General features: G+C 69.3%; 20 protein-coding genes and 1 pseudogene. 6 read left to right on the forward strand and 15 right to left on the reverse strand.

The window, feature by feature from the left end; translation table 11 throughout:
* Positions 1-23 precede the first annotated feature (23 nt).
* Positions 24-3,011, reverse strand: a complete 2,988-nt coding sequence (locus A3ES_RS0127390) for a glycine--tRNA ligase (RefSeq protein WP_040455745.1) — start codon at positions 3,009-3,011, stop codon at positions 24-26.
* 57 nt (positions 3,012-3,068) lie between these two features.
* Positions 3,069-3,605 (reverse strand): TetR/AcrR family transcriptional regulator, encoded by a 537-nt coding sequence (locus A3ES_RS0127395; protein ID WP_020390040.1) that lies wholly within the window; start codon positions 3,603-3,605, stop codon positions 3,069-3,071.
* 94 nt (positions 3,606-3,699) lie between these two features.
* Between A3ES_RS0127395 and A3ES_RS0127400 the strand changes: the two genes are divergently transcribed.
* On the forward strand, positions 3,700-4,599 hold the full coding sequence (locus A3ES_RS0127400) for a TIGR03564 family F420-dependent LLM class oxidoreductase (RefSeq protein ID WP_020390041.1): 900 nt from the start codon (positions 3,700-3,702) through the stop codon (positions 4,597-4,599).
* An 83-nt stretch (positions 4,600-4,682) separates the two neighbouring features.
* A pseudogene (locus tag A3ES_RS57200) lies at positions 4,683-4,982 on the forward strand (methyltransferase); the annotation flags it as partial.
* A 56-nt stretch (positions 4,983-5,038) separates the two neighbouring features.
* Here the strand turns inward: A3ES_RS57200 and A3ES_RS0127405 are convergent.
* Positions 5,039-5,980 carry a LysR family transcriptional regulator gene (locus tag A3ES_RS0127405; RefSeq protein WP_020390042.1) on the reverse strand — a complete coding sequence of 314 codons (942 nt, stop codon included), beginning with the start codon at positions 5,978-5,980 and terminating at the stop codon, positions 5,039-5,041.
* A gap of 84 nt (positions 5,981-6,064) precedes the next feature.
* On the opposite strand from A3ES_RS0127405, the gene A3ES_RS48675 reads away from it, so the two are divergent.
* From A3ES_RS48675 to A3ES_RS0127435, 3 genes are all read left to right on the forward strand, one after another.
* Positions 6,065-7,243 (forward strand): MFS transporter, encoded by a 1,179-nt coding sequence (locus tag A3ES_RS48675; RefSeq protein ID WP_020390043.1) that lies wholly within the window; start codon positions 6,065-6,067, stop codon positions 7,241-7,243.
* Entirely contained in the window at positions 7,243-8,097 is an 855-nt protein-coding gene (locus tag A3ES_RS0127430) for an alpha/beta fold hydrolase (protein ID WP_020390044.1), read from the forward strand. Before A3ES_RS48675 ends, A3ES_RS0127430 begins: the two co-directional genes overlap by 1 nt.
* Positions 8,098-8,578: 481 nt before the next feature.
* Complete coding sequence (locus A3ES_RS0127435; RefSeq protein WP_020390045.1) at positions 8,579-9,208, forward strand: superoxide dismutase; 630 nt, start codon at positions 8,579-8,581, stop codon at positions 9,206-9,208.
* A gap of 66 nt (positions 9,209-9,274) precedes the next feature.
* Here A3ES_RS0127435 and A3ES_RS0127440 read toward each other — a convergent pair whose 3' ends face one another.
* From A3ES_RS0127440 to A3ES_RS0127480, 9 genes are all read right to left on the reverse strand, one after another.
* A complete protein-coding gene (locus A3ES_RS0127440) occupies positions 9,275-9,721 on the reverse strand; it encodes a YdeI/OmpD-associated family protein (protein ID WP_020390046.1) in 447 nt (148 codons plus the stop codon).
* On the reverse strand, positions 9,718-10,506 hold the full coding sequence (locus tag A3ES_RS0127445; protein ID WP_020390047.1) for an alpha/beta fold hydrolase: 789 nt from the start codon (positions 10,504-10,506) through the stop codon (positions 9,718-9,720). Before A3ES_RS0127445 ends, A3ES_RS0127440 begins: the two co-directional genes overlap by 4 nt.
* A gap of 108 nt (positions 10,507-10,614) precedes the next feature.
* The gene (locus tag A3ES_RS0127450; protein WP_020390048.1) at positions 10,615-11,886 is read right to left on the reverse strand and encodes an RNA polymerase sigma factor; all 1,272 of its coding nucleotides are present in this window, start codon (positions 11,884-11,886) and stop codon (positions 10,615-10,617) included.
* Positions 11,887-11,929: 43 nt separating this feature from the next.
* A complete protein-coding gene (locus A3ES_RS0127455) occupies positions 11,930-12,307 on the reverse strand; it encodes a YciI family protein (protein WP_020390049.1) in 378 nt (125 codons plus the stop codon).
* A gap of 87 nt (positions 12,308-12,394) precedes the next feature.
* Positions 12,395-13,930, reverse strand: coding sequence for an LCP family protein (locus tag A3ES_RS0127460; protein ID WP_157630775.1), 1,536 nt, complete (start codon positions 13,928-13,930; stop codon positions 12,395-12,397).
* An 83-nt stretch (positions 13,931-14,013) separates the two neighbouring features.
* Positions 14,014-14,280 (reverse strand): hypothetical protein, encoded by a 267-nt coding sequence (locus tag A3ES_RS0127465; RefSeq protein WP_020390051.1) that lies wholly within the window; start codon positions 14,278-14,280, stop codon positions 14,014-14,016.
* A gap of 38 nt (positions 14,281-14,318) precedes the next feature.
* Positions 14,319-14,993, reverse strand: a complete 675-nt coding sequence (locus A3ES_RS0127470; protein ID WP_026163248.1) for an SDR family NAD(P)-dependent oxidoreductase — start codon at positions 14,991-14,993, stop codon at positions 14,319-14,321.
* Positions 14,994-15,002: 9 nt separating this feature from the next.
* A complete protein-coding gene (locus A3ES_RS0127475; RefSeq protein ID WP_020390053.1) occupies positions 15,003-15,884 on the reverse strand; it encodes a hypothetical protein in 882 nt (293 codons plus the stop codon).
* A 31-nt stretch (positions 15,885-15,915) separates the two neighbouring features.
* Entirely contained in the window at positions 15,916-16,836 is a 921-nt protein-coding gene (locus A3ES_RS0127480; RefSeq protein WP_020390054.1) for a GntR family transcriptional regulator, read from the reverse strand.
* 99 nt (positions 16,837-16,935) lie between these two features.
* Between A3ES_RS0127480 and A3ES_RS0127485 the strand changes: the two genes are divergently transcribed.
* Positions 16,936-18,126: an FAD-dependent monooxygenase gene (locus A3ES_RS0127485; protein WP_020390055.1), complete on the forward strand. Its 1,191-nt coding sequence runs from the start codon at positions 16,936-16,938 to the stop codon at positions 18,124-18,126.
* On the opposite strand, the gene A3ES_RS0127490 is transcribed toward A3ES_RS0127485, so the two are convergent.
* The 3 genes from A3ES_RS0127490 to A3ES_RS0127500 form a co-directional block, all read right to left on the reverse strand.
* Positions 18,101-18,691: a TetR/AcrR family transcriptional regulator gene (locus tag A3ES_RS0127490; RefSeq protein WP_020390056.1), complete on the reverse strand. Its 591-nt coding sequence runs from the start codon at positions 18,689-18,691 to the stop codon at positions 18,101-18,103. The two genes, A3ES_RS0127485 and A3ES_RS0127490, sit on opposite strands and share 26 nt — an antisense overlap.
* On the reverse strand, positions 18,688-20,292 hold the full coding sequence (locus tag A3ES_RS0127495; protein WP_020390057.1) for an FAD-binding oxidoreductase: 1,605 nt from the start codon (positions 20,290-20,292) through the stop codon (positions 18,688-18,690). Before A3ES_RS0127495 ends, A3ES_RS0127490 begins: the two co-directional genes overlap by 4 nt.
* Positions 20,293-20,360: 68 nt before the next feature.
* Positions 20,361-20,951: a TIGR03086 family metal-binding protein gene (locus A3ES_RS0127500; protein ID WP_020390058.1), complete on the reverse strand. Its 591-nt coding sequence runs from the start codon at positions 20,949-20,951 to the stop codon at positions 20,361-20,363.
* Positions 20,952-20,963: the final 12 nt, after the last annotated feature.

The following is a 20,963-nucleotide window of genomic DNA, read 5'->3' on the forward strand; positions in this document are numbered from 1 at the left end:
CGCCGCAGGCGTCTCGCGCGGGGTCAGCTTTCCTTGGTGAGGCTGGTGCCGAGGGCTTGCCAGTCGATGACTGGTGCGGCCAGGTCGCGGATGGTGGCGAGCAGGCCGAGCCGGGCGGAGCGGACCTCCGGGTCCTCGGCCATCACCAGGGTCTCCTCGAAGAAGTTGGTGATCGGCTCCACCAGTACTTCGGTCGCGGAGACGAACTCCCCCAGCCCGGTCGGCGCGGTGCCGACCTTCTGGACCGCCTCGTGCAGCACGAGTTCGGACGGCTCGCTGAGCTTGCCCGCGTCGTACACCGCGACGACGTCGGCGGGCACGATCCGGCGGACCCGCTGCAGTACTGCGACCAGGCTGGCGAAGGCTTCATCCGCAACCTGGCGCTGGAGCTCAGCCAGGGTCTCGTCAGCCGTCGCGGGCGCCTCGGCTAGCGGGAGCACGGCGGCAACCTGCAGGTGGTCGTCCCCGCGATCGATCAACTGCTGCTCGTACCGCCGGATGGTGAACTCGGCGACATCGGCCAGCGCGGCCTCGGACACCTCGATGCCCTGGGCACCGATCTGCTCCGCCGCCGCGGCCAGGCCGGTCGACAACGTGATCGCCCGCAGCTCCGGGTGCTCGCGCAGGATGGCGACGACACCGGCAGCGGCGCGACGCAACGCGAACGGGTCCGAGCTGCCGGTCGGCTTGGCGCCGATCGCGAACAGGCCGGCCAGCAAGTCGAACCTGTCAGCCAGTGCCAGCAACGCACCAGGCGTGGTCGACGGCACCGGGTCACCCGCGGAACGCGGCAGCTCCATGTCGAAGAGCGCTTGGGCAACAGCCTCGGTCTCGCCACCGCGACGCGCATACTCGCGGGCCATCGTGCCGGCCAGGCTGGTCAGCTCGACCACCATCTGTGAGCCAAGGTCGAACTTGGCCAGCTCCGCCGCCCGGTGCAACGCGGTCAGGTCGTCGCCTTCGAGCTCGACGGTCTGCGCGAGCGACCTGGCGATCTTGGCGATCCGGTCGGCCCGCTGCGCCATCGAGCCCAGCCGCTCTTCGAACGCGAGCTTGTCCAGGCCCTCCTTCATCGCCTCGGGGGTGCTCTGCAGATCGGCGCGCCAGAAGAAGGCGGCGTCCTCGTAGCGGGCCCGCAGTACGCCTTCGTTGCCGTTGCGCACGGTCGCCTCCTTCACCGAACCGTTGGCGACGGCAACAAAATGCGCGAGCAGCTTGCCGTCGGCGGCACGGACCGGCAGGTAGCGCTGGTGCTTGCGCATCACCGTGGTCAGGATCTCGGCCGGCAGGTCCAGGTAGTCGGCCGAGAAGTTGCCGAGGATCGCGGTCGGTTCCTCGACCAGGTTGACGATCTGGTCGATCAGCGCGGCCTCGCCCTCGACGTCGATGCTGCCGTCGACCTCGCCCGCGAGCTGCTGCGCGGCCTCGACGATGGTCGCGCGGCGCTTGGCCGGGTCGGCCTCGATGCCGTGGATCCGGAGCAGGTCGAGGTACCCCTCGGCGGCGGCGATCTCGACGGTCGGCTGGGCGGCGGTACGGAGTACGCGCGTCGTCCGGCCGGCAGCGAGCGACGACACCGAGACCGGGACGACCTGGTCGCCGAGCAGCGCCACCAGCCAGCGGACCGGCCGGGTGAAGGACAGCTTGGCGTCGTTCCAGCGCATGTTCTTGTCCGAGCGCAGACCGCTGACGATCTCGGCCAAGACGCCGCTCAGCACCTCGGCGGCGCCGCGGCCCGGGTCGGGCTTGGTCACGGCGACGTACTCGACGCCGTCCACCTCGAGGTCGTGCAGCTCACTGGCTTCGACCTTCTGACCGCGGGCGAAGCCGGCAGCCGCCTTCGTAAGGTTGCCCTCGGCATCAAACGCCGCGGCCTTGCGCGGACCACGAACGACCCGCTCGGCGTCCGGCTCGCCGGCCTGTACGGCGGCCACGAACGCGACCACCCGGCGCGGTGTCGCGTACGTCGTCACGTCGCCATGGCCGAGCCGAGTCGCCGCAAGCTTCTCGGTCAGCGCGGCCTTGACCGCCTCGGCCGTCTTCGTCACCTCCGACGGAGGCATCTCCTCGGTGCCGATCTCGAACAGCAACTGCCGGGTGCCGCTCATCGTCGGGAACTCGGTCGGCGCCGGGGCCGCTGCGGGCAGCTCGGCGACGCCCAGCGGGTGCTCGAGCTCAGTACGCCGCTCGGCCCACAGCTGGGCGACCTCGCGGGCCAGCGTGCGCATCCGGCCGAACGCCTTCGCGCGTTCCGTAGTACTGACGGCACCGCGAGCGTCGAGCACGTTGAAGGTGTGCGAGCAGCGCAGTACGTACACGTGGGCCGGCACCGGGAGGCGCGCGTCGAGCATCCGCCGGGCCTCGCTCGCGTACTCCTCGAACAGCCGCTTCTGGCTCTCGACATCGGCGTCGTCGAGGTAGTACCGGCTCATCTCGTACTCCGCCTGGCCGAACGCCTCGCCGTACGAGATGCCCGGCGCGTAGGCGATGTCCTTGAAGTGCGAGACGCCCTGCAGCGCCATCATGATCCGCTCGATGCCGTAGGTGATCTCCACCGACACCGGGTCCAGCGTCATCCCGCCGGCCTGCTGGAAGTAGGTGAACTGGGTGATCTCCAGACCGTCCAGCCAGACCTCCCAGCCCAGTCCCCAGGAGCCGGTCGCGGGGTTGGCCCAGTTGTCCTCGACGAACCGGACGTCGTGCGCGTCGATGTCGATGCCGAGCGCCTCGAGGCTGGCCAGGAACAGCTCCTGCGGGTTGCCCGGGTCCGGCTTGAGCACGACCTGGAACTGCGTGTGCGTCTGCAGCCGGTTCGGGTTCTCGCCGTACCGGGCGTCGTCGGGGCGCACGGAGGGCTCGACGTACGCGACCCGCCACGGCTCGGGACCGAGCACGCGCAAGATGGTGGCCGGGTTCAGCGTGCCGGCTCCCACCTCGGTGTTGAACGGCTGCACCACCATGCAGCCGCGGTCGGTCCAGTACTTCGTCAGCGCGAGCAGCGCGTCCTGCATGGTGAGCACGACAACAACCTCAGGTTCGGTCGAAATGCGGGGATCGAGAGCCGCAGTCTATGAGACCGCCGCGGGACTCACACCACGGATTGCCAGGGCGAGCAACCGGTCGGCCTGGGCGGCGTCCCGTTCGGCGGTCAGCGAGATGGCGTTGACCAGTCCGAGCACGTCGGCGATCGTCGCGCCGGCGTCGGCGGCGCGGTGCTGCTGAGCGCGTTTCAGGAGTTGCCGGCCTGCCCGGGTGATGCGCGCGTGGAACTCGGAACCACGCTCCGCGCTCAGCAGCAGGGCGGCGCCGAGGCCGCGGTTCTTGACCGCGTGGGCGATCACCGCCTGCAGCCAGACGCGCAGCGCTTCGCCGGGGTCGCTGTGGCCGAGCAGGTCGGCAGCTCGTTTGCAGACGGCGTCGATGCTGGTTTCGAAGACGGCCTCGAGCATCGCGGTCCGGCCGCCGAAATGCCGGTGCAGGGTCGCGGAGCCGACCCCGGCCCGCCGCGCGATCTCCTCCATCGAGGCGTCGGCACCTTGCTCGGCGACCACCTCGGCGGCGACCGCGACGAGGCGCTCGTAGTTCCGCAGGGCGTCAGCTCGCATCGTCGGGCCCTCCAGGTTGCTAAACGGGGTGGTCCCCCATATCGTACGGCGTACCTAAGCGGGGGCCTACCCCACTTACCTTCAGGAGACTCTTGTGCGCCTTGGTCTGGCAGTCGGCGACGTTCGCGGCCCTGCTTCACTCGACGATGTCGTCCAGCAGACGCGGGAGGCCGCCGACGGGTTCGCGACCGCGTGGATCTCGCAGGCACTGGGCTCGGACGCCCTGACCGCTCTCGCCGTCGCGGGACGCGAGGTCGACGGAATCGAGCTGGGCACCGCAGTGGTACCGGTGGCGCAGCGCCATCCGTTGGTGCTCGCAAGCCAGGCGCTGACCGTGCAAGCGGCGACGGCGAACCGGTTGACGCTCGGCATCGGCGCGGGCATCTCGCTCATGGTCGGCGGCATGTACGGGCTGCCGACGGACCGTCCCGTTCAGCGCATGCGCGAGTATCTGCAAGTACTACGCCCGCTGCTGCGCGGAGAAGCCGTCGACTTCGACGGCGAGACTTTGAAGGCAGTCGGTTCCGTGCAACTCCCGGAGGCACAAGCACCGCAGGTCTTGCTCGCAGCCCTGGGGCCGGCGATGTTGCGGGTGGCAGGCGAGTTCGCCGACGGCGTGGTGACGTGGATGACCGGACCACGCACCCTGGCGGATCACATCGTCCCGTCCGTCACCAAGTCCGCCGCCGACGCAGGTCGTCCGGCGCCGCGAGTGGTTGCCGGCTTGGCGGTCTGCGTGACCGACGACGAGCAAGGGGTGCGGGCGCGATTCGCCGAACAGTTCGCCTTGGCCGGGCAGGTTCCGGAGTACCGCGCCATGCTCGATCGCGAAGGCGCCCGCACTCCTGCCGATGTCCTGCTGGCCGGCACCGAGTCCGTCGTCTCACGCGCCATCGAACGCATCGCCGCGACGGGCGCCACCGACCTCTTCCTGGCCCCGACCGGCACCCCGGCCGAACAGCGCAGAACCATTGCCGCCCTCACTCGAGCCTAGAATGACGGGGTGACCTCACCTCTGCATGCAGCAATCGTCTTCTAGTTGACCGTTCCTGCTCTCCGGCACCTCTCGGCCACCGGATGAGTCGCGCCGACGCGGTCGGAGTACGTCGAACTGGTGGCCCGGCAACCTTGCCTCGGGCAACTGTTGCCTTCGACATCGGAACGGGAACAGGCGTGCTCGCTGCACTCATCGCCCAGCGGGCCGATCGAGTTGTTGCCACCGACAACAGCAGCCGGGCGGTCGCCTGCGCACGGGAGAACCTCCGGCGACTCGGTCTGGACGATCGGGTGGAGGTGAGGCAGGGCGACCTGTTCCCGGACGGCCGAGCAGACCTGATCGTGTGCAATCCGCCGTGGATCCCGGCGCGGCCGATCTCATTGCTGGATCACGCCGTGTACGACGAGAACAGCCGGATGCACGCAGGCGATCTCGGCTACCGGCGGGCGGAGGCCTCGGGTTCGGGGAGCCAGGCGTTGGCGGGGATCGACAGCCAGTCGTCGGTTGCGAGTTCGTCGATCGCCTCGTTGAGGGCGTCCAGCGCGGGGTGGGCCAGGTCGGCCCGCCACATCATCGACCACGGGTAGAGGACTACCGGGTCGACGAGCGGACGCAGTACGGCGCCTGGAACCGCGGGCTGGGTGCTCATCGTCAGGATCGGCGCGTCACGGTCGCGCACGTGTTGTGCGAGTTCGTCGGCGCCTTGGACGTGAGGGTGAGCACCACCGCTGTCGACACCGAAGGGCGCGAGCAACTGGAGTACTGCGTGGTCCCACGCCGGGGTCGCGTGATTGCCGGCCCGGAAGCAGACACCACTCCCCCGCAGTACGTCCAGCGGTACGGCGGCAAGCTCGGCGAGCGGATGCCGTTCAGGGATCAGGACCGCCAGCGGCTCATGCCGTACTACGCGCTCGCGCAGTCCGTCGGCCTGGCTGAGATTGCGACCGAAACTCACATCCAGGCGCTCGGAGAGGAGTAGCGGCACGGCCAGCTCGGTGCCGGTGTGGAAGCGGGCGAAAAACTCGAGCTCGGGCGCGTTCCGCCGCGCTGCAGCGAGCACGAGGGCGGGAGTGAGTCCGGGGCCGACCACGTCGACGGTCAGCGACGGAGCGTCGCCGCGGAGTTCGCGGACGGTCAGGTCGTGCAACGCGAGCAACTCTCGGGCGCGACTCTGGAGCTTGCGTCCCGAGGGCGTCAGCTCGACGCGGCGGGTGGTCCGGTCGAGCAGCCGGACACCGAGGCGGTCCTCCAGCCGGCGGATGTCGCGGCTCAGGGCCTGCTGGGCGATGAAGAGGCGCTGGGCGGCCCGGCTGAAGTGCAGTTCCTCCGCCACGACGACGAAGTACCGCAGGAGCCGGATCTCTAGGTCGTCGGGCACGACTCCTTATTAACACACCAGCTGCGTGAATAGGCGCCCAACAGGTGTTGGAGTTCGAGCCCTCTCCGGCCCGATGGTCGAGGCATGGGAGCACGAGGATGGACCGCGATCAGCTACGGGCTGACCGGCGTACTGAACGCCCTGTGGGGCGCGACCTTGCCGGCCACCGACGCGCGGCTCGACCTCGGGGCTGCGCGAATCGGCGGGCTGCTGATGGCTTTGGCCGTCGGCGCGTTGGTGGCGATGCCGATCGCGGGACGGCTGGCCGATCGGTGGAGCGGCCAGCGCTTGCTGCGCTGGACGATGCCGATGGCATCGATCGCGCTGGCTCTCACCGCCTTGGCGCCGTCGGCCGCAGTGCTCACTGTCGCGGTCGTCGTGCTCGGGGTGGTGTCGGGCGCGCTCAATGTCGCGCTGAGTCTGCAGGCTGTGGCTGTCGAGCGGGCGACCGAGCGGCCGGTGATGGCGACGATGCATGGCACCTGGACGCTCGGCGCTGTTTTCGGGGGCGGCTTGGTCACCGCGGGGCTGCACCTCGGCGTCGGCGTACAGGCACTGATGGCTGGCGGTGCTGCTGTCCTTTTAGCAAGCACCCTCGCGCTCACCAGGCGCTTCGACTCGGACGGCCGACCGGCTAGAGCTGGCCGGGATGTGGCTGGTGGGCCTGGGCGGCATGGCCTGGTGGTTGCGCTGGGCGTGGTGGGAGCGGCGGCCTTTCTGACCGAGGGGGCGGCGACGGATTGGGCCGGTCTGCACGCAACGCGGGTGCTGGGAGCCACCCCCGCTGTCGGGTCGCTCGTCTACACCGCCTTCTTTGTCGCGATGACCGTCGTCCGGTTCGCCGGCGACCCGATCCGCGCCCGGCTCGGCCCCGCGTTGACGATCCGGATCGCCGGCGGCACCGCCACCGCGGGGTACGGGCTGGTCCTGCTGGCAGGTGCCATCCAGACGCCCAGGGTCGGCACGGCCATCGTCGGCTGGGTGCTCGCCGGCGCCGGGATGGCGGTGGTCTGGCCGGTCGTGGTCAGCGCTCTGGGCACGTCCGGCGCCTCCGCCCCTCGGCTGTCGACCGTCACCACCATCAGCTACGGCGGCGGCCTCGTCGGCCCCGCTCTGATCGGCTCCGTCGCCGGGCACGCCGGCCTGTCGACCGCCCTCTTGATCCCGGCAGCACTCGCGGTGGTGGTAGCCGCCGCGGCACCTGCCGTCCTGAACCACTACCTCGCGACCAGCGAGGCCGAACTCACGATGAGGAGCACCTGATGAACGAGACCCTGACCGCCCTGACCCTCGATGTCGACGACGCCCGCCTGTACTACGAAGTGCGCGGTACCGGGCCGCTCGTCGTCCTGGTCGGGGCACCCATGGACGCCAAGTCGTTCGCGCCACTGGCCGAACTGCTCGCGACGGAGTACGCCGTGCTGACGACCGACCCGCGCGGGATCAACCGCAGCCCGCTCGACAATCCCGACCAGAACTCGACACCGGAGCAGCGGGCCGCCGACCTCGCCGGCCTGATCGCCCACGTCGGCGCCGGACCGGCGATCGTCTTCGGGTCGAGCGGTGGCGCCGTCAGCGCGCTCGCGCTGGCGCAGCACCACCCCGAGGTGGTCAGCACCGTGATCGCGCACGAACCGCCGCTGCTGAACCTGCTCGACGACCGGGCCGAGCAGCACGCGCTGTCGGCGGACATGCGCGCGACCTATCTGTCGGGTGACGTGATCGGTGGCTGGCAGAAGTTCTTCGCGCAGGCGAACATCTTTGTGCCCGAGGGCGTGCTCGAAGGCATGTTCGGTGGCGACCGGGATCCGCAGTCGGTCGCGGACGAGCGGTTCTGGTTCGCGCACGAGCTGGGTGAGAGCGTCGGCTGGCAGCCCGACGTCGCCGCCTTGCGGGACGGGCCGGTCCACATCGTGGTCGGCATCGGCGAGGACTCGACCGGCCAGCTCTGCGAGCGGACCTCGACCGCGCTCGCCGCCGGGTTGGGCGTCGACCCGACCCGCTTCCCGGGCGACCACACGGGTTTCGCCGAGGATGCCGACACGTTCGCGCCGGTTCTGCGCGCAGTACTGGCTGATCGGCCGGACGTGCGCCACTCACAAAGCTCCATCGCCTGACCGCCGCCAGGCGTAGCACCGCTCACTGATCGGCCTGCCGTGCCGGTTTGTGAGTGGTGCACGTCCGGCTCCTCGGGCGACCACAGGGTGAACTGTTGCGAGGCGGCCTACGGACCGGTGGACGGACGGGGCAGACTAGTGGTGTGTCGCATCAAAAACTCGAGTGCTGGCGGTGTCCAGGTGGGTGCCTCGCAAGGCGGAGGGAAGGGCTCGATGTTTTTCCATCGTGCCCTTTCCTCCAACGCGGCGAGGTGCCCGCCTGGGCGCCGCCAGTGCCGAGGTTTTGATGCGACACACCACTAGTGGCGTCGGACCGGGGTCGAGGCGGCACAGGCGTGTCCTCTTGACCTCAACACTGGTTGAAGTTTCAAGGTAGACCCCTGGAGGTGGGGTTGACCGGCGCCACAACGGGCACAAGGTCGGCACACCGCCCTGGATCTCGCAGAAGACGGCCCTGACGGGCCCTGACGAAGGAGCAGAGTTGACCACGTCGTACACGCTTCCGGACCTCGGCTACGACTACGGCGCGCTGGCGCCGCACATCGCGGGCGAGATCATGGAGCTGCACCACTCCAAGCACCACCAGACGTACGTGAACGGCCTGAACGACACCCTGGAGAAGCTGGCCGCGGCCCGCGAGAAGGGTGACTTCGGCTCGATCGTCGGCCTGGAGAAGACGCTGGCCTTCAACCTCGGCGGCCACGTCAACCACTCGATCTTCTGGAAGAACCTCTCCCCGGACGGCGGCGACAAGCCCGACGGCGAACTGGCCGCCGCGCTGGACGAGTCCTTCGGCTCGTTCGACGCCTTCCAGGCCCACTTCACCGCGGCCGCGACCACCATCCAGGGTTCGGGCTGGGCCATCCTCGGCTGGGACGCGCTGCAGGGTCAGCTGCTGATCCACCAGCTGTACGACCAGCAGGGCAACCTGCCGGCCGGCCAGATCCCGATCGTCATGCTGGACATGTGGGAGCACGCGTTCTACCTGCAGTACAAGAACGTGAAGCCGGACTACGTCAAGGCGTGGTGGAACGTCGTCAACTGGGCCGACGCCCAGGCGCGGTTCGACGCGGCGCGCGCCAACGCGGGCGGGCTCATCACGGTTGCCTGATTTACCGCTCTTGTTCGGAGAACCCCCGGCCTGCTTGGGTCGGGGGTTCTTCAGGTTACGACGTCCCTACCGTTGCCCCCGCCCAGACGCCAGCCGCTCGACTGCCTTGACGATCCGGCCAGCCCGCGTCTCCGCCTTCTTCGCTCCCTCGATCCCCAGCACAAACCAACTCCGCTGGCTGTACGACAACCCCTCGAAGAACTCCAGCGCCTTAGGCTCCGCAGCCAGCGCCGCCGCAAAATCCTCCGGTACGTCGACCACCCGCGGCTTCTCGTCGAGCTCGATCTCGACCTGCACCTCATCACCCCCGGCAACTCCAGCCGCCGCGCGGCGCTCAGCGCTCAGCCCGACCATGTAGCGCCCGCCCATCACCGCTATCGAGCTGCGATAGGTGAAGCCGTTCACCGTCACCACCACCGGTGGCTTCTTCCCCTTGCCCAGCGCCTCGACCACCTCCTCGGGCACCTCGATGCCGGTGGTCGTCGTACCGATCAACGTCGTCGTGAACTTCATCGCCCGTCCCCTCCGAAGAACTTCTCCAGCGCCGGAGCCAGCACCGCCGGGTCGACGTTGTGCTGCTGATCGGCCAGTACGACGTGGCGGCCGTCCTCCAACTGCTCCGCCACGAACCGATTGCTGTCCGCCATCCACGGCCAGGCGACGCTCCCGGTCAGCACCTGCGTCGGCTGATGGATCGCCTTGAGCTCCTCAACCGGTACGGAGTAGTCGCCCATCACCGTCGCGTCGTACGCGAGCGTGTGCGCGATCGCCTCCTGCGCCGGCCACCACGGTGACGCCTTCGCCTGGGCGACGAACTCGGCAGGCAGGCGAACGACCTCAGCCATGAAGTACTCCGCCGCCTTGTCGCGACGCCCCTCCGCCACAAAGCCGCGGTAGATGGACGCCGTGTCGGGTCGCGGACGACCTTCGGCGCCTTCGAGGAAGTACGGCGGCTCCCAGAGCGCCAGCCGGTTCACCGGCCGCCCGGCCGCGGTCGCCAGCAGCGCCAGCGCGGCGCCGGACGACGTACCGTAAAGCTGGGCCGAGCCGCCCGCGACGGCGAGGATCGCGTCCAGGTCCTCGAACTCGCGCTCAATCGCGTAAACCTTGGCGTCACCGCTGTCGCCGCGGCCCCGGCGGTCGTAGTTGTAGACCGTGTGGTTCTGCGCCAGCAGCGCGGCCAGCGGGGCGTTCGACATCCGGTCCACCGATCCGCCGCAGACCAGGACGACCGCGGGGCCCTCGCCGAGCTGGTCGTACGCGATCGAGGTGCCGTCGGCCGAGATGACCTTTTCCATGGTGTGCTCCTTCACAACGGCCGATGCCTGTCATCTGGCCTTACCGCTGCGTCGAACGAGCACGGCCCAGATCGACAGGCTCCAAAATATCTAGCAGCCCAAAAATCTCTAACAGGCCGCGGCCCGATCGAGAAGTAGCGCTCGCTCACGCTCGTTCCGGGTCAACCCGGACGCCTTCTCGAACTCAGCCCGCGCCTCGTCGAGCCGCCCAAGCTTGAACAGCAGGTCACCCCGCACACTCGGCAGCAGGTGGTAGTCCTTCAGCGACGGTTCAGCGGCCAGCGCATCCACCGCGACGAGCCCACGCTCCGGGCCGAACGCCATCGAGATCGCGACCGCCCGATTGAGCTCGACCACCGGCGACGGCGTCACCTGCGCCAGTACGGCGTACAGGCCGGCGATGCGCGCCCAATCGGTGTCCTCGGCCTCGGCCGCTCGCGCGTGGCAGGCGGCGATGGCTGCCTGCAGCAGGTACGGGCCGGGGCTGGTGCCCTCCATCCCCCAGGCTCGGTCGATGCTCTCCAGCCCGCGACGGATCAGCAGGCGATCCCAGCGGCGGCGGTCCTGGTCGAGCAGCAGAACGGGCTCGCCGTTCGGACCGACGCGAGCGTTGGCGCGCGATGCCTGGATCTCCATCAACGCCAGCAGACCGTGCACTTCGGGCTCAGACGGCATCAACTCGGCGAGCAGCCGGCCGAGCCGGAGCGCCTCGTTGCACAGCGCGGGGCGCATCCAGTCGTCACCGGCCGTCGCGGAGTACCCCTCGTTGTAGATCAGGTAGATGACTTCCAGTACCGACGACAGCCGGGCGATCAGGTCATCACCGGCCGGTACTTCGAACTCCACCTCGGCCTTGGCCAGATTGCGCTTGGCGCGCACGATCCGCTGCGCGATGGTCGCCTCGGGAGCGAGGAACGCGCGCGCGATCTCGTCGGTCTTCAGGCCACCGAGCAGCCGCAGCGTGAGCGAGACCCGGGCGTCGGTGGTGAGCACAGGATGGCACGCGGTGAACACGAGCCGGAGCAGATCGTCCTCGATCGTGTCCTCGAGGATCGCCTCGACCCTGTCTTCAACACTGTCCTCGACTCCGTTGCTTCCAATCTCGAGTTCGTGACCCATCTCGGCGAGCTTGCGCTGATAGGTCTCCTTGCGCCGGATCAGGTCGATCGCGCGGCGCTTGGCGATCGCCATCAGCCAGGCGCCCGGATTGTTCGGTACGCCGGAGTCGGGCCACTGCTCGAGCGCGGCGACCAGCGCGTCCTGCGCGAGTTCCTCGGCCAGGCCGACGTCGCGCACGATGCGCGCGACGCCGGCGATGATCCTGGCCGACTCGATCCGCCAGACCGCGTCAATCGCCCCGTGGGTGTCCGTAACCGTCACCCGACCGATAGAACAGCACCCCGGGTCCAACGGCAAGCAGGCACTAACTCTGGAAGACGTCCGCGTCCGGGGCGAAGTCGGCTTCCTCGACCACCCGGCGGACCTCGACCTCGTCGCCGAGCGCCTCGGCCAGCCGCGCGGCCCACTCGATCGCCTCGTCCCTGGAGCGGACCTCGACGACGATCACGCCGCCGATCAGCTCCTTGGTCTCGGCGAAGGGCCCGTCGGTGACGGTGCGCTTGCCCCCGGCCACCTTCACCCGGGCACCGAGCGAACTGCGGTGCACACCCTCGGCGAACAGCAGGACCCCTGCCTTCGACAGGTCGTCGATGACCTTGCCGACGCCCACGACGACCTGCTGGCTCGCCATCACGCCGGCTTCGCTCTCGCCGTCGGCCTTGTTGATGATCATGTAACGCATCGCTGCAACTCCCTCGTCCGTGATGTCGGTCTTTGATCTCACGTCGACCGGCTCACGCCAAGATCGACACCCGGTCGGAAGGATATTTCAGCGGGGCTCGTCGCCGTTCGGGTGGTAGGCGCAGGCGTCGACCAGGTCTTCGGTGGGAGGCGGCGGTGTCGTCTTGCCGGTGCCAGGACGGCCGAGGGTCTTGGGGTCCTTGGTGGCCGGCGTGCTCGGCGGGGTCGACGTGACGGGCGTCTCCGGCTTCGGTGCGAGGGCAGCGGCCACGGTTTCCCGCAGCCCCTCGTAGTCGGGGTGGAGGTACTTGAGCTTGAGCTTCGAGACATCCAGCGAGACGTTCGAGACGGTGCCCGACTTCACCAACAGGCCGAGCTGGATCAGGGCCGGCAGGAGTTCCTGCGGGATGTCGGTGCGGAGCAGGTTCTTGCCTGCCCTCGCGATCGCCTGGTACTTCGTGGCGAGCGTGCGCGGGTCGGCCGCGTCGACGATGCCCTTGATCGCGCACCGCTGCCGGACCTGACGCTGGTCGTCGTCGGCACCGTACCGGCCGCGGGCGAACCAGAGGGCGTGGCGACCATCCAGATGCTGGTTCGGACCGGGCTCGATCCACTCGTCCGGCGGAATGCCCGCGCTGCTGACGCCACCCATCGCGACCCGCTCGTTGACGTTGACCCTGATGCCGCCGAGCGCGTCGACGATCTGGTCGAAGCCCTGCAGGTTGACCTGGAGGTAGTAGTCGAGCTTGAGGCCGACCGCCTCGCCGACCGACTGCTTCAGGACGTCGGCGCCCTCGTTGTCGGACGGGCCGAGGATGCCGGGATGCGCCTCGGGGATGTTCTGGTACATCGCGGTCAGCATCCACTCCAGCCGGCCCTCGAGGCTGAGCCCCTCCTTGCCGAAGCCGTTCGGGTAGAACTTGCGCAGCGGCGAGTCCTTCGGGAACGGCATGAAGGTGAGCTGGCGCGGCATCGAGATCAGCGCGGTGTCACCGGTCACGGTGTCGATGCTGGCGACGATCACGGTGTCGGTCCGGACGCCGACCCGGTCCTTGGCGTCGTCGCCGCCGAGCAGCAGCAGGTTGAGCCGCGGGCGGTTCTCCCACGGGTCCTTCACGTTGACCGTCTTCGGCCGGGTCGCGCTCTTGCTCTCACCCTGCGCGACGAACACGTTCTGGACCAGGTCCCGCTGGGCGAGCACGCTCTGCACGGCGACCGCGGCGGGTGCGGCGACCGCGAAGCAGAGCGTCCCGACGAGCACGGCGCCGAGGGCCCGTCCACCCGGAGCAGCCGTTGCCGGACGCAACAATCGGTGCGAACCGACGATCACCACGATCCAGCACAGCGCGAGAGCACCGATCGCCACACTGGTGATCAGCAGCCGGCTCGGTACGACGGCGGCAGCGAGCACCTCGTCACGCCGAGTCAGCCCGACGTACACGCCGAGTCCGACCAGCCCGACCGTCAGCGTGAGCACGAACGCACCCAGCCGCTTGCGCCCGCCGAGGATCAAGCCGAGTCCGGGCAACAGCGCGCTGACTAGCGTCAGGCCCAACGACCGCGGTACCGTCCGGGCACGCCGCGCGATCCGCGCAGCCGCCGGCGATTCTCCACGACGCCCCATGGCCTCCCCTGACCCGTTGGTACGCAGCCGGTACCCATGCCGCACACCCTCTTAGACGCCGGAAACACGCAAAAGGTTTACTTTCAGCGAAAGTCCACCTGCCCTTGCGGTACGCGTGATGGGTCCAGCGGTCGCAACAGCCCCGCCGCGAACCAGGCCTCGACCGACTTCGCCTCCTTCGGGTTCGGCACGTAGACCACCCGTGCCATCCAGTCGTCGGAGTTGTTCCGGCGCCACTCCAGGATCAGTCCCGGCCAGGGGCCGCGCTCGTACGCCGTACCGAGCACCCAGCAGTGCCGGCGCCGATTGTCGGGCGGCGGTTCGCGCGGATAGCGCCTGTTGCTCCCCATGTTCTTAGCATCGCACATAGGTTCGAATACAAGGCAAATCAGACTGGGAGGTGTGCTCCCGTGACGCCTGGAGTCTCGGCGAGCAGACGGAGTACGGTCGCGATCTGGGCGGGCGGACTCCATGTGGAGGTGTCTGCGTTCGGCCTCGCGCGCCGGTTCGCGGCGGTGTCGATCGTGCCGGGCAGGATGGCGTTCACCCGGATGTGGTCCTTCGCGTACTCGACCGCGAGCGCGTCGACGAACGCGAGCACCCCGGCCTTGGCGGTGATGTACCCGGCTGCCCCGGAGAACGGCTTGACGGCCGACCCGCTCGACGTACAGGTGATCGATCCGCCACCCGCAGCGATCAGGTGCGGCAGCACAGCCTGAGTGACCAGGTACGTCGGCCGCAGGTTGAGCGTGAGCTGCGCCTCGAACTCCTCGATCGGCGTCTCATGCACCCGCGCCCCCGAGGCGAAACCCCCCACCAGATTCACCAACGCCCGCACCGGCGCCCCAGCATCCGCACCGGCCACCCGCGCAACCTCAGCCGCCCCCGCCGGATCCCCCAAATCCACAACAAGCGTCTCCAGCCCGTCAGCCACTCCCAACGCAGCCAACGCCCCCTCCGACCGCCCCGGCACGACAACCCGCCACCCCGCCCCCAAGAACTCCGCTGTAACTGCCGACCCAAGCCCACCGGTACCCCCGGCAATCACTACGGTTCCAGTCATCCGCGCAGACTACTCGGGCAGAGCTAGCGTTCGGCCTGCGTCTCGGGCAGCCGCGATGCTGCGCGAGAGGGTGTCTTTGAGGGCACCCGCTTCGTCGGCGAAGCCTTGTACTACGGAAGTGTCGCCGACGGGTTCGGTGCGGGCCAGGAGTTCGATGTAGCGGTCGCCGTCTTCCAGGGCGGCTTCGGCTCGGAGGGCTGCGTCGGCTGAGCGGACTCGGTCGGCGTAGCGCTCCAGGAGTTCGACCTTGCGTTTGATCGCGTCGACCGAGCGGGTCAGGGCGCGCCGTTGCGGGCCGAGGACGGCTTCCAGTTCGGCGGTGGCCATGCCGCGAGCTACCTCGCGCTGGCGGGCGCGGAGGACGGACTGTTCGTGCAGGACCTGGCCGATGTCCCAGAGTTGCTCGGGCAGGACGAGTTCGTTCTTCACGTCGTCGAGCAGGCCGCGCCGGGTGACTGTTGCCTCAAGCACCGTTTTGACGGCGCGCTGGGCGCGGGTCAGCAGCCGGGCGGAGTCGTCGTCGAAATCCTCAGCCAGCAGGTACTTGCCGTGCTGCAGCCGGACCGCCCGCTGGCTGCGATTCTCGACCGCTGAACTGACCCCGACCACACCGGTGGTGACGACGGCGACCGCCGCGAGCACGAGCGACGACCACGCGGCGACGGCCGTCGGCAGGGTGATCGCGAAGATGATCAGCGCGAGGATCCAGCCGCCGACGCAGACCGCGAGCCAGACGAGCAACGAGCCGAAGGTCGCGCCCGGCTCGGTCGACCAGGAGGTCTGCCGTTTCGGTTTCGGCCGGCTGGCAGGCACGAACAGCTCGGGTTTCCGCTCGAACAGCCGGCGTACCTCCGCCGGCACATCCGGCGCGAACACCGGTTCGGGGCCCATCGCACCTCCCTGATCACAAACCTGCCGATACTCAGCGTAGCGGCGCGCGCAGCCGTTGGAGCTTCACGGCCAGTCCGTCGAGCACGATTCCGAGCCCGAACTCGAACAACTGGTCCAGGTCGAAGTCGAACTCGAACCCACCAGGCATCCCCAGAGCACGGAAGCCGGCGAGATCCTGGTCGACGACCAGCGTCGCCAGCCGCCCGGCCTGGTGGTCGGCCCACTCGTCAGCCGTCATCCCGGTGTCCTGCTCGGCCTGCGCCTCGGTCTCCAGGTTGAGCGCGACACCCCGCACGTAGCCGAACACGGTGACCGCGGCATACATGGCAGTGTCGGCGCCTGCGCCGAAGCCGGCCACAGCACGCAGTACGGCGTCAGTGTGCGGCAGGAGATTGGGCAACACCTGCGGCCGCCCGATACTGACCGCACTCGCGAGCCAGAGATGAGCCCGGTACGCCGACCACTGCTGCCGCGCGGCCGCCTCGATCCCGGCCCGCCAACTCCCCGGCCGCTGAGCCGGCGGCGGGAAGTCACCGATCGCGGTGTCGACCATCTGCAACACCAGCGCGTCCTTGCCACCGACATACCGATAGAGGGCCATCGTCGAAACCCCGAGCTCAGTAGCCACCCGCCGCATCGACAACGCCGCAAGCCCCTCCTCATCCGCGATCCGGATGGCACTCCTCACCACCTGCTCCTTACTGAGCACCCCCGAGACGACAGGAGAGCCGGCCGGGCGGGGCGCGGGGCCCACGACCGTGCCGACGCCGGGGCGGGCGTGGACGACGCCTTCCTGTTGGAGAGTGGTGAGGACCTTGGTGGCTGTCGCCATTGCGATTCCGTAGTCGCGCACTAGTGCACGTGTCGATGGCACCCGGCCGCCCGGCCGAAGCTCCCCGACCGCGATCAGACGCCTGATCTCCGCTGCGATCTCCTGGTACGGCGCTGCCATGAACCCCTCCGAACTAGTGCACTCGAGACAGTGCACGCGCAGACCTGTGACTCTGTACGCGTACACCGTACGTGCACTACCTACAACGGAGGAACCCCCATGAACGTTCTCATCTCCGGCGCCGGAATCGCCGGCCCCGCGCTCGCCTTCTGGCTGCACCGGGCCGGCTTCCGCCCCACGATCGTCGAGCTCGCCCCCGCACCCCGCCCGGGCGGCCAGACCGTCGACATCCGCGGCATCGCCCGCGAGGTGGTCGAGCGGATGGGCCTCCTCCCGGCCATCCTCGACCGCCGGATGCACGAACGCGGTCTCGCCTACGTCCGCGCCAACGGCCGCCAGAGCGCCGCGCTTCCGGCCGAGTTCCTCGACGGCGCCGGCCCGGTCGCTGAGATCGAGATCCTCCGCGGCGACCTGTCGCAGGTCCTGCTCGACGCCACCTCGGACGATGTCGAGTACATCTACGGCGACTCGATCACCCAACTCGAGCAGGACGACAACGGCGTGCTGGTCACCTTCCAGAGCGGCACCCAGCGACGCTTCGACCTGGTGGTCGGCGCCGATGGCGTGCACTCGCGGGTGCGGTCGCTCGCGTTCGGCCCGGAGGCGCAGTACGTCGAGCACCTCGGTGGCTACACCTCGTTCTTCACCGTCGAGACGCCCGAACCACTCGACGGCTGGATGAAGATCCACTCCGCGCCCGGCGGACGCTGGGTCGGACTACGGCCGGACCACGACCCGCAGTACGCGAAGGCCCTGCTGAGCTTCAGGTCTCCGCTTCTCCCCCGGCTCAACCAAGCTGAGCAGAAGGAACTGCTGACCAAGACGTTCGCGGGCGTCGGCTGGCATGCGAGCCGCCTCCTCGACGCGATGCGCGAGGCCGACGACTTCTACTTCGACACCACCAGCCGCGTCGTCGTACCGGAGTGGTCCCGTGGACGCGTCGTGCTGCTGGGAGACGCCGGGTACTGCGGTTCGCCACTCGCCGGGCACGGTACTGCGCTGTCGCTGGTCGGCGCCTACGTGCTGGCCGGTGAACTGGCGGCGTACGAGGGCGACCACGGTCGCGCGTTCCCGGCGTACCAGCGGGAGATGCAGGCGTATGTCGAGCAGCGGATGGAGCTGCCGCCGGGCGGGATCAAGATGGCGATGCCGATGACGGCGGCCGGCATCCGGTTGCGGGACGCCTCGACCCGGCTGATGACTTCGCGCCCGTTCCGCCGCCTGCTCGCCAAGCTGGCCGCCGCCCAACCGGACGCCATCACGCTCAAGCAGGTTGCCGGACGGCGGTGAACAATCGCAGGCATCGCTCGGTCATCTGCTGGGGCGTTTGGGTGGGGTTCTCGCTCCACCAGGCGATCGTGGTGGACACGATGCTGAACCAAAGAGCGAGCAGCAGCGAGTGGTCGTCGGCGTCGTCGCTGCCGGCCAGGACCTCGGCCACGCCTTCTGCGCCCATGGTGTTGAGTGCGTCCTGGTACTCGCGGGCGAGGGCGTAGGCCTCACTCGGGCGGGGAAGGGTGGTGTCGTAGATGAGCTTCCAGTTCTCGGTCTGCCCGTCGAGGGCGCGAAAGATCGCGGTCAGCGTCGCGAGCGCCTTGTCGGCACCCGAGACGGTCTGGGCGGAGGCGACGGCGTCGACGAGGCTCTTGCCCGCGCGCTGGACGCATGCTGCGTGCAAGCCGTCCCGGGAGCCGAAGTAGGTATAGATGAGCGGCTTGGAGACTCCGGCGGCGGTGGCGATGTCGGTGAGCGAGGTGTAGGCGTAGCCGCGGCCGCCGAACTCGGTGGTGGCGATTTCGAGGATCTGCTGTTCGCGTTGCTCGCGCGGGACACCTTTGGTGCCCGGTCTGCTCATCGGGTGGGGTCGATCAGGACGCCGGGGTTCAGGATGCCTGCCGGGTCGAGGGCCGACTTCGCCGCGCGGAGGGCGACGGCGAACGGTTCGGGTCGCTGGCGGTCGTACCACGGGCGGTGATCACGGCCGACCGCGTGATGGTGTGTGATCGTGGCTCCGTTGTCGGCCAGGGCTTCGGAGACAGCGAGCTTGATCTCGTCCCACTGCTCGACGGTCTGTCCCCACCGTCCGGCGGCGTACACGCCGAAGTACGGCGCCGGTCCATCGGGGTAGACGTGCGAGAAGCGGCAGCTGACCACACCGATCGTCCCGGTGGCGGCGAACGCAGCGGTCGCCGCAGCGAGGACGGCAGCGCGCAAGTCGTCGAAACGGTCCCAGGTGCAAGCGGTTTCGAAGGTTTCCACGATCATCGACTGGGCGGCGAGCGCGTCGCGTTGATAGGGCATCCGCAGGAAGGACGATCGCCACGTGTCGGCCGCGCCCGGCCGGGCGGCCTCCTCGGCCGAGTCGGTGACGCTGATCCCGTCGGGCGCTCGTCCACCAAAGTCGCGGCAGATGGCCTCGGCCCGTCGCATCGACTCTTCGACCGGATGATCCGCGGACTCGAACCCCAGCACCAGCACGCCGCCGGCGCTTTGGCTGCCGGCGTTGAGGAAGGCCTCCACCGGGTCCAGCAACCGGCAGTTCGTGGGGAACAGACCCGACTGGGCGATCGTGCGGGTGGCCGCGACCGCCTGGCCGTAGTCGTCGAACACCACCGATGCGCCGGCTCGCCAGCGCGGCCGGTCCTGGAGCCGCATCCAGGCTTCGGTGATCACGCCGAGGATGCCCTCGGACCCCAGGAACAGCCGATCCGGCGACGGACCGGCACCGGAACCCGGCAGCCGGAGCGACTCGCTGACCCCGGCCGGGGTCGCCACCCGCATCGACTCGACCAGGTCATCGATGTGGGTGTAGACAGTGGCGTAGTGCCCGCCGGCCCGAGTGGCCAGCCAGCCACCGAGCGTCGAGAACTCGAACGACTGCGGGAAGTGGCGCAAGGTCAGACCGGCGGGTCGCAACCCGGCCTCCAGCGCCGGCCCGAAGATGCCTGCCTGGATTCGCGCCGCCCGGCTGGTCCGGTCGATCTCGATGATCCGGTCCAGCCGTCCCATGTCCAACGACACGGTGCCCGCGTAGCCGGCCGAGTTGCGTGGTTCCACGCCACCCACCACCGAGGTGCCCCCGCCGTACGGGATCAAGGCGATGCCCGCCGCACCGCACCAGTCGATGATGTCGAGCACGGTCTGCTCGGTGTCCGGCCGCAGTACGAGATCCGGTACGTCGCCGACCCGGCCGAGCAGGTTGCGCACCACATCCCGGAATGCCTGCCCGCGGCCGTGCGCGACCCGATCGGCGAGATCCTGCGACGCCAGCGCGGCCAGCGGAGCCGGCGCCTGCACGCGGGGTGCAGGGACCTCCAACGAGGCCACCGAGGGCGGCTCGTGCACCGTCAGGTCCGCGTCGGGCAGCAGCGCCGCCACCCGTTCGGTGAGCACGGCTCGCTCGGCGCCGGCCACCGCGTCCTCGACGTTTCCCCAGCCCCACCACGATCTCGTCACAGACCTACTCCTCCGAAAGCCGGATCGGAGAATTGACTCTACGGTAAATTACCGCCGAGTCAATCTGTTCAGTCGAGCGGGGAGATCCAGTCGGGGTTGCGGCCGAGGAGGCTCAGCAGGGTGGCCAGGCCGGAGGCTTCGCCGGGAGTCTTGACGCTGCGTTCGAAGGCGGCGCCGGGGCCGCGGCTGGACTCGGTGTCGGGGATCCGGCGGGCCAGCGTGAGTGCCATCTCGACCATGTCCTGCGGTGGGTCGTACGGCGCGTCGATCGCCTTGGCCAGGTCCCACGCGTGCACCACGCAGTCCAGTTGCCGGAAGGTGAGCGCGACCCGGCGGGGGAAGGTGCCGAACTCGCGGACCTCCATCGGCCGGTCCAGCGCGCCACCGTCGGCGAAGGCGTCGGCGACCCGCACGTTCGACCGTCGGTAGGCGCCCGCGGGGTTGTCGCCGAGCCGCCCGCCGGTCCAGGTCTGCACTGGGGCCGAGCCGTCGATCGCCGCCGCGGCGAAGCCTTCGTTCTCGCTGACGATGTGCCGCAACAGGCCACGAACCGTCCAGTCGGGGCAGGGGGTCGGGAACCACAGGTGCTCGGCGCGCACCTGCATGACCACCTCGCCGAGTACTGCGCCGGCCCGCCGATCCAGATCCCGGATGTCCATCCGCGCTCCTCC

The sequence above is a fragment of the Kribbella catacumbae DSM 19601 genome (assembly GCF_000372465.1).
In the GTDB taxonomy this organism is placed as follows: Bacteria; Actinomycetota; Actinomycetes; order Propionibacteriales; family Kribbellaceae; genus Kribbella; species Kribbella catacumbae.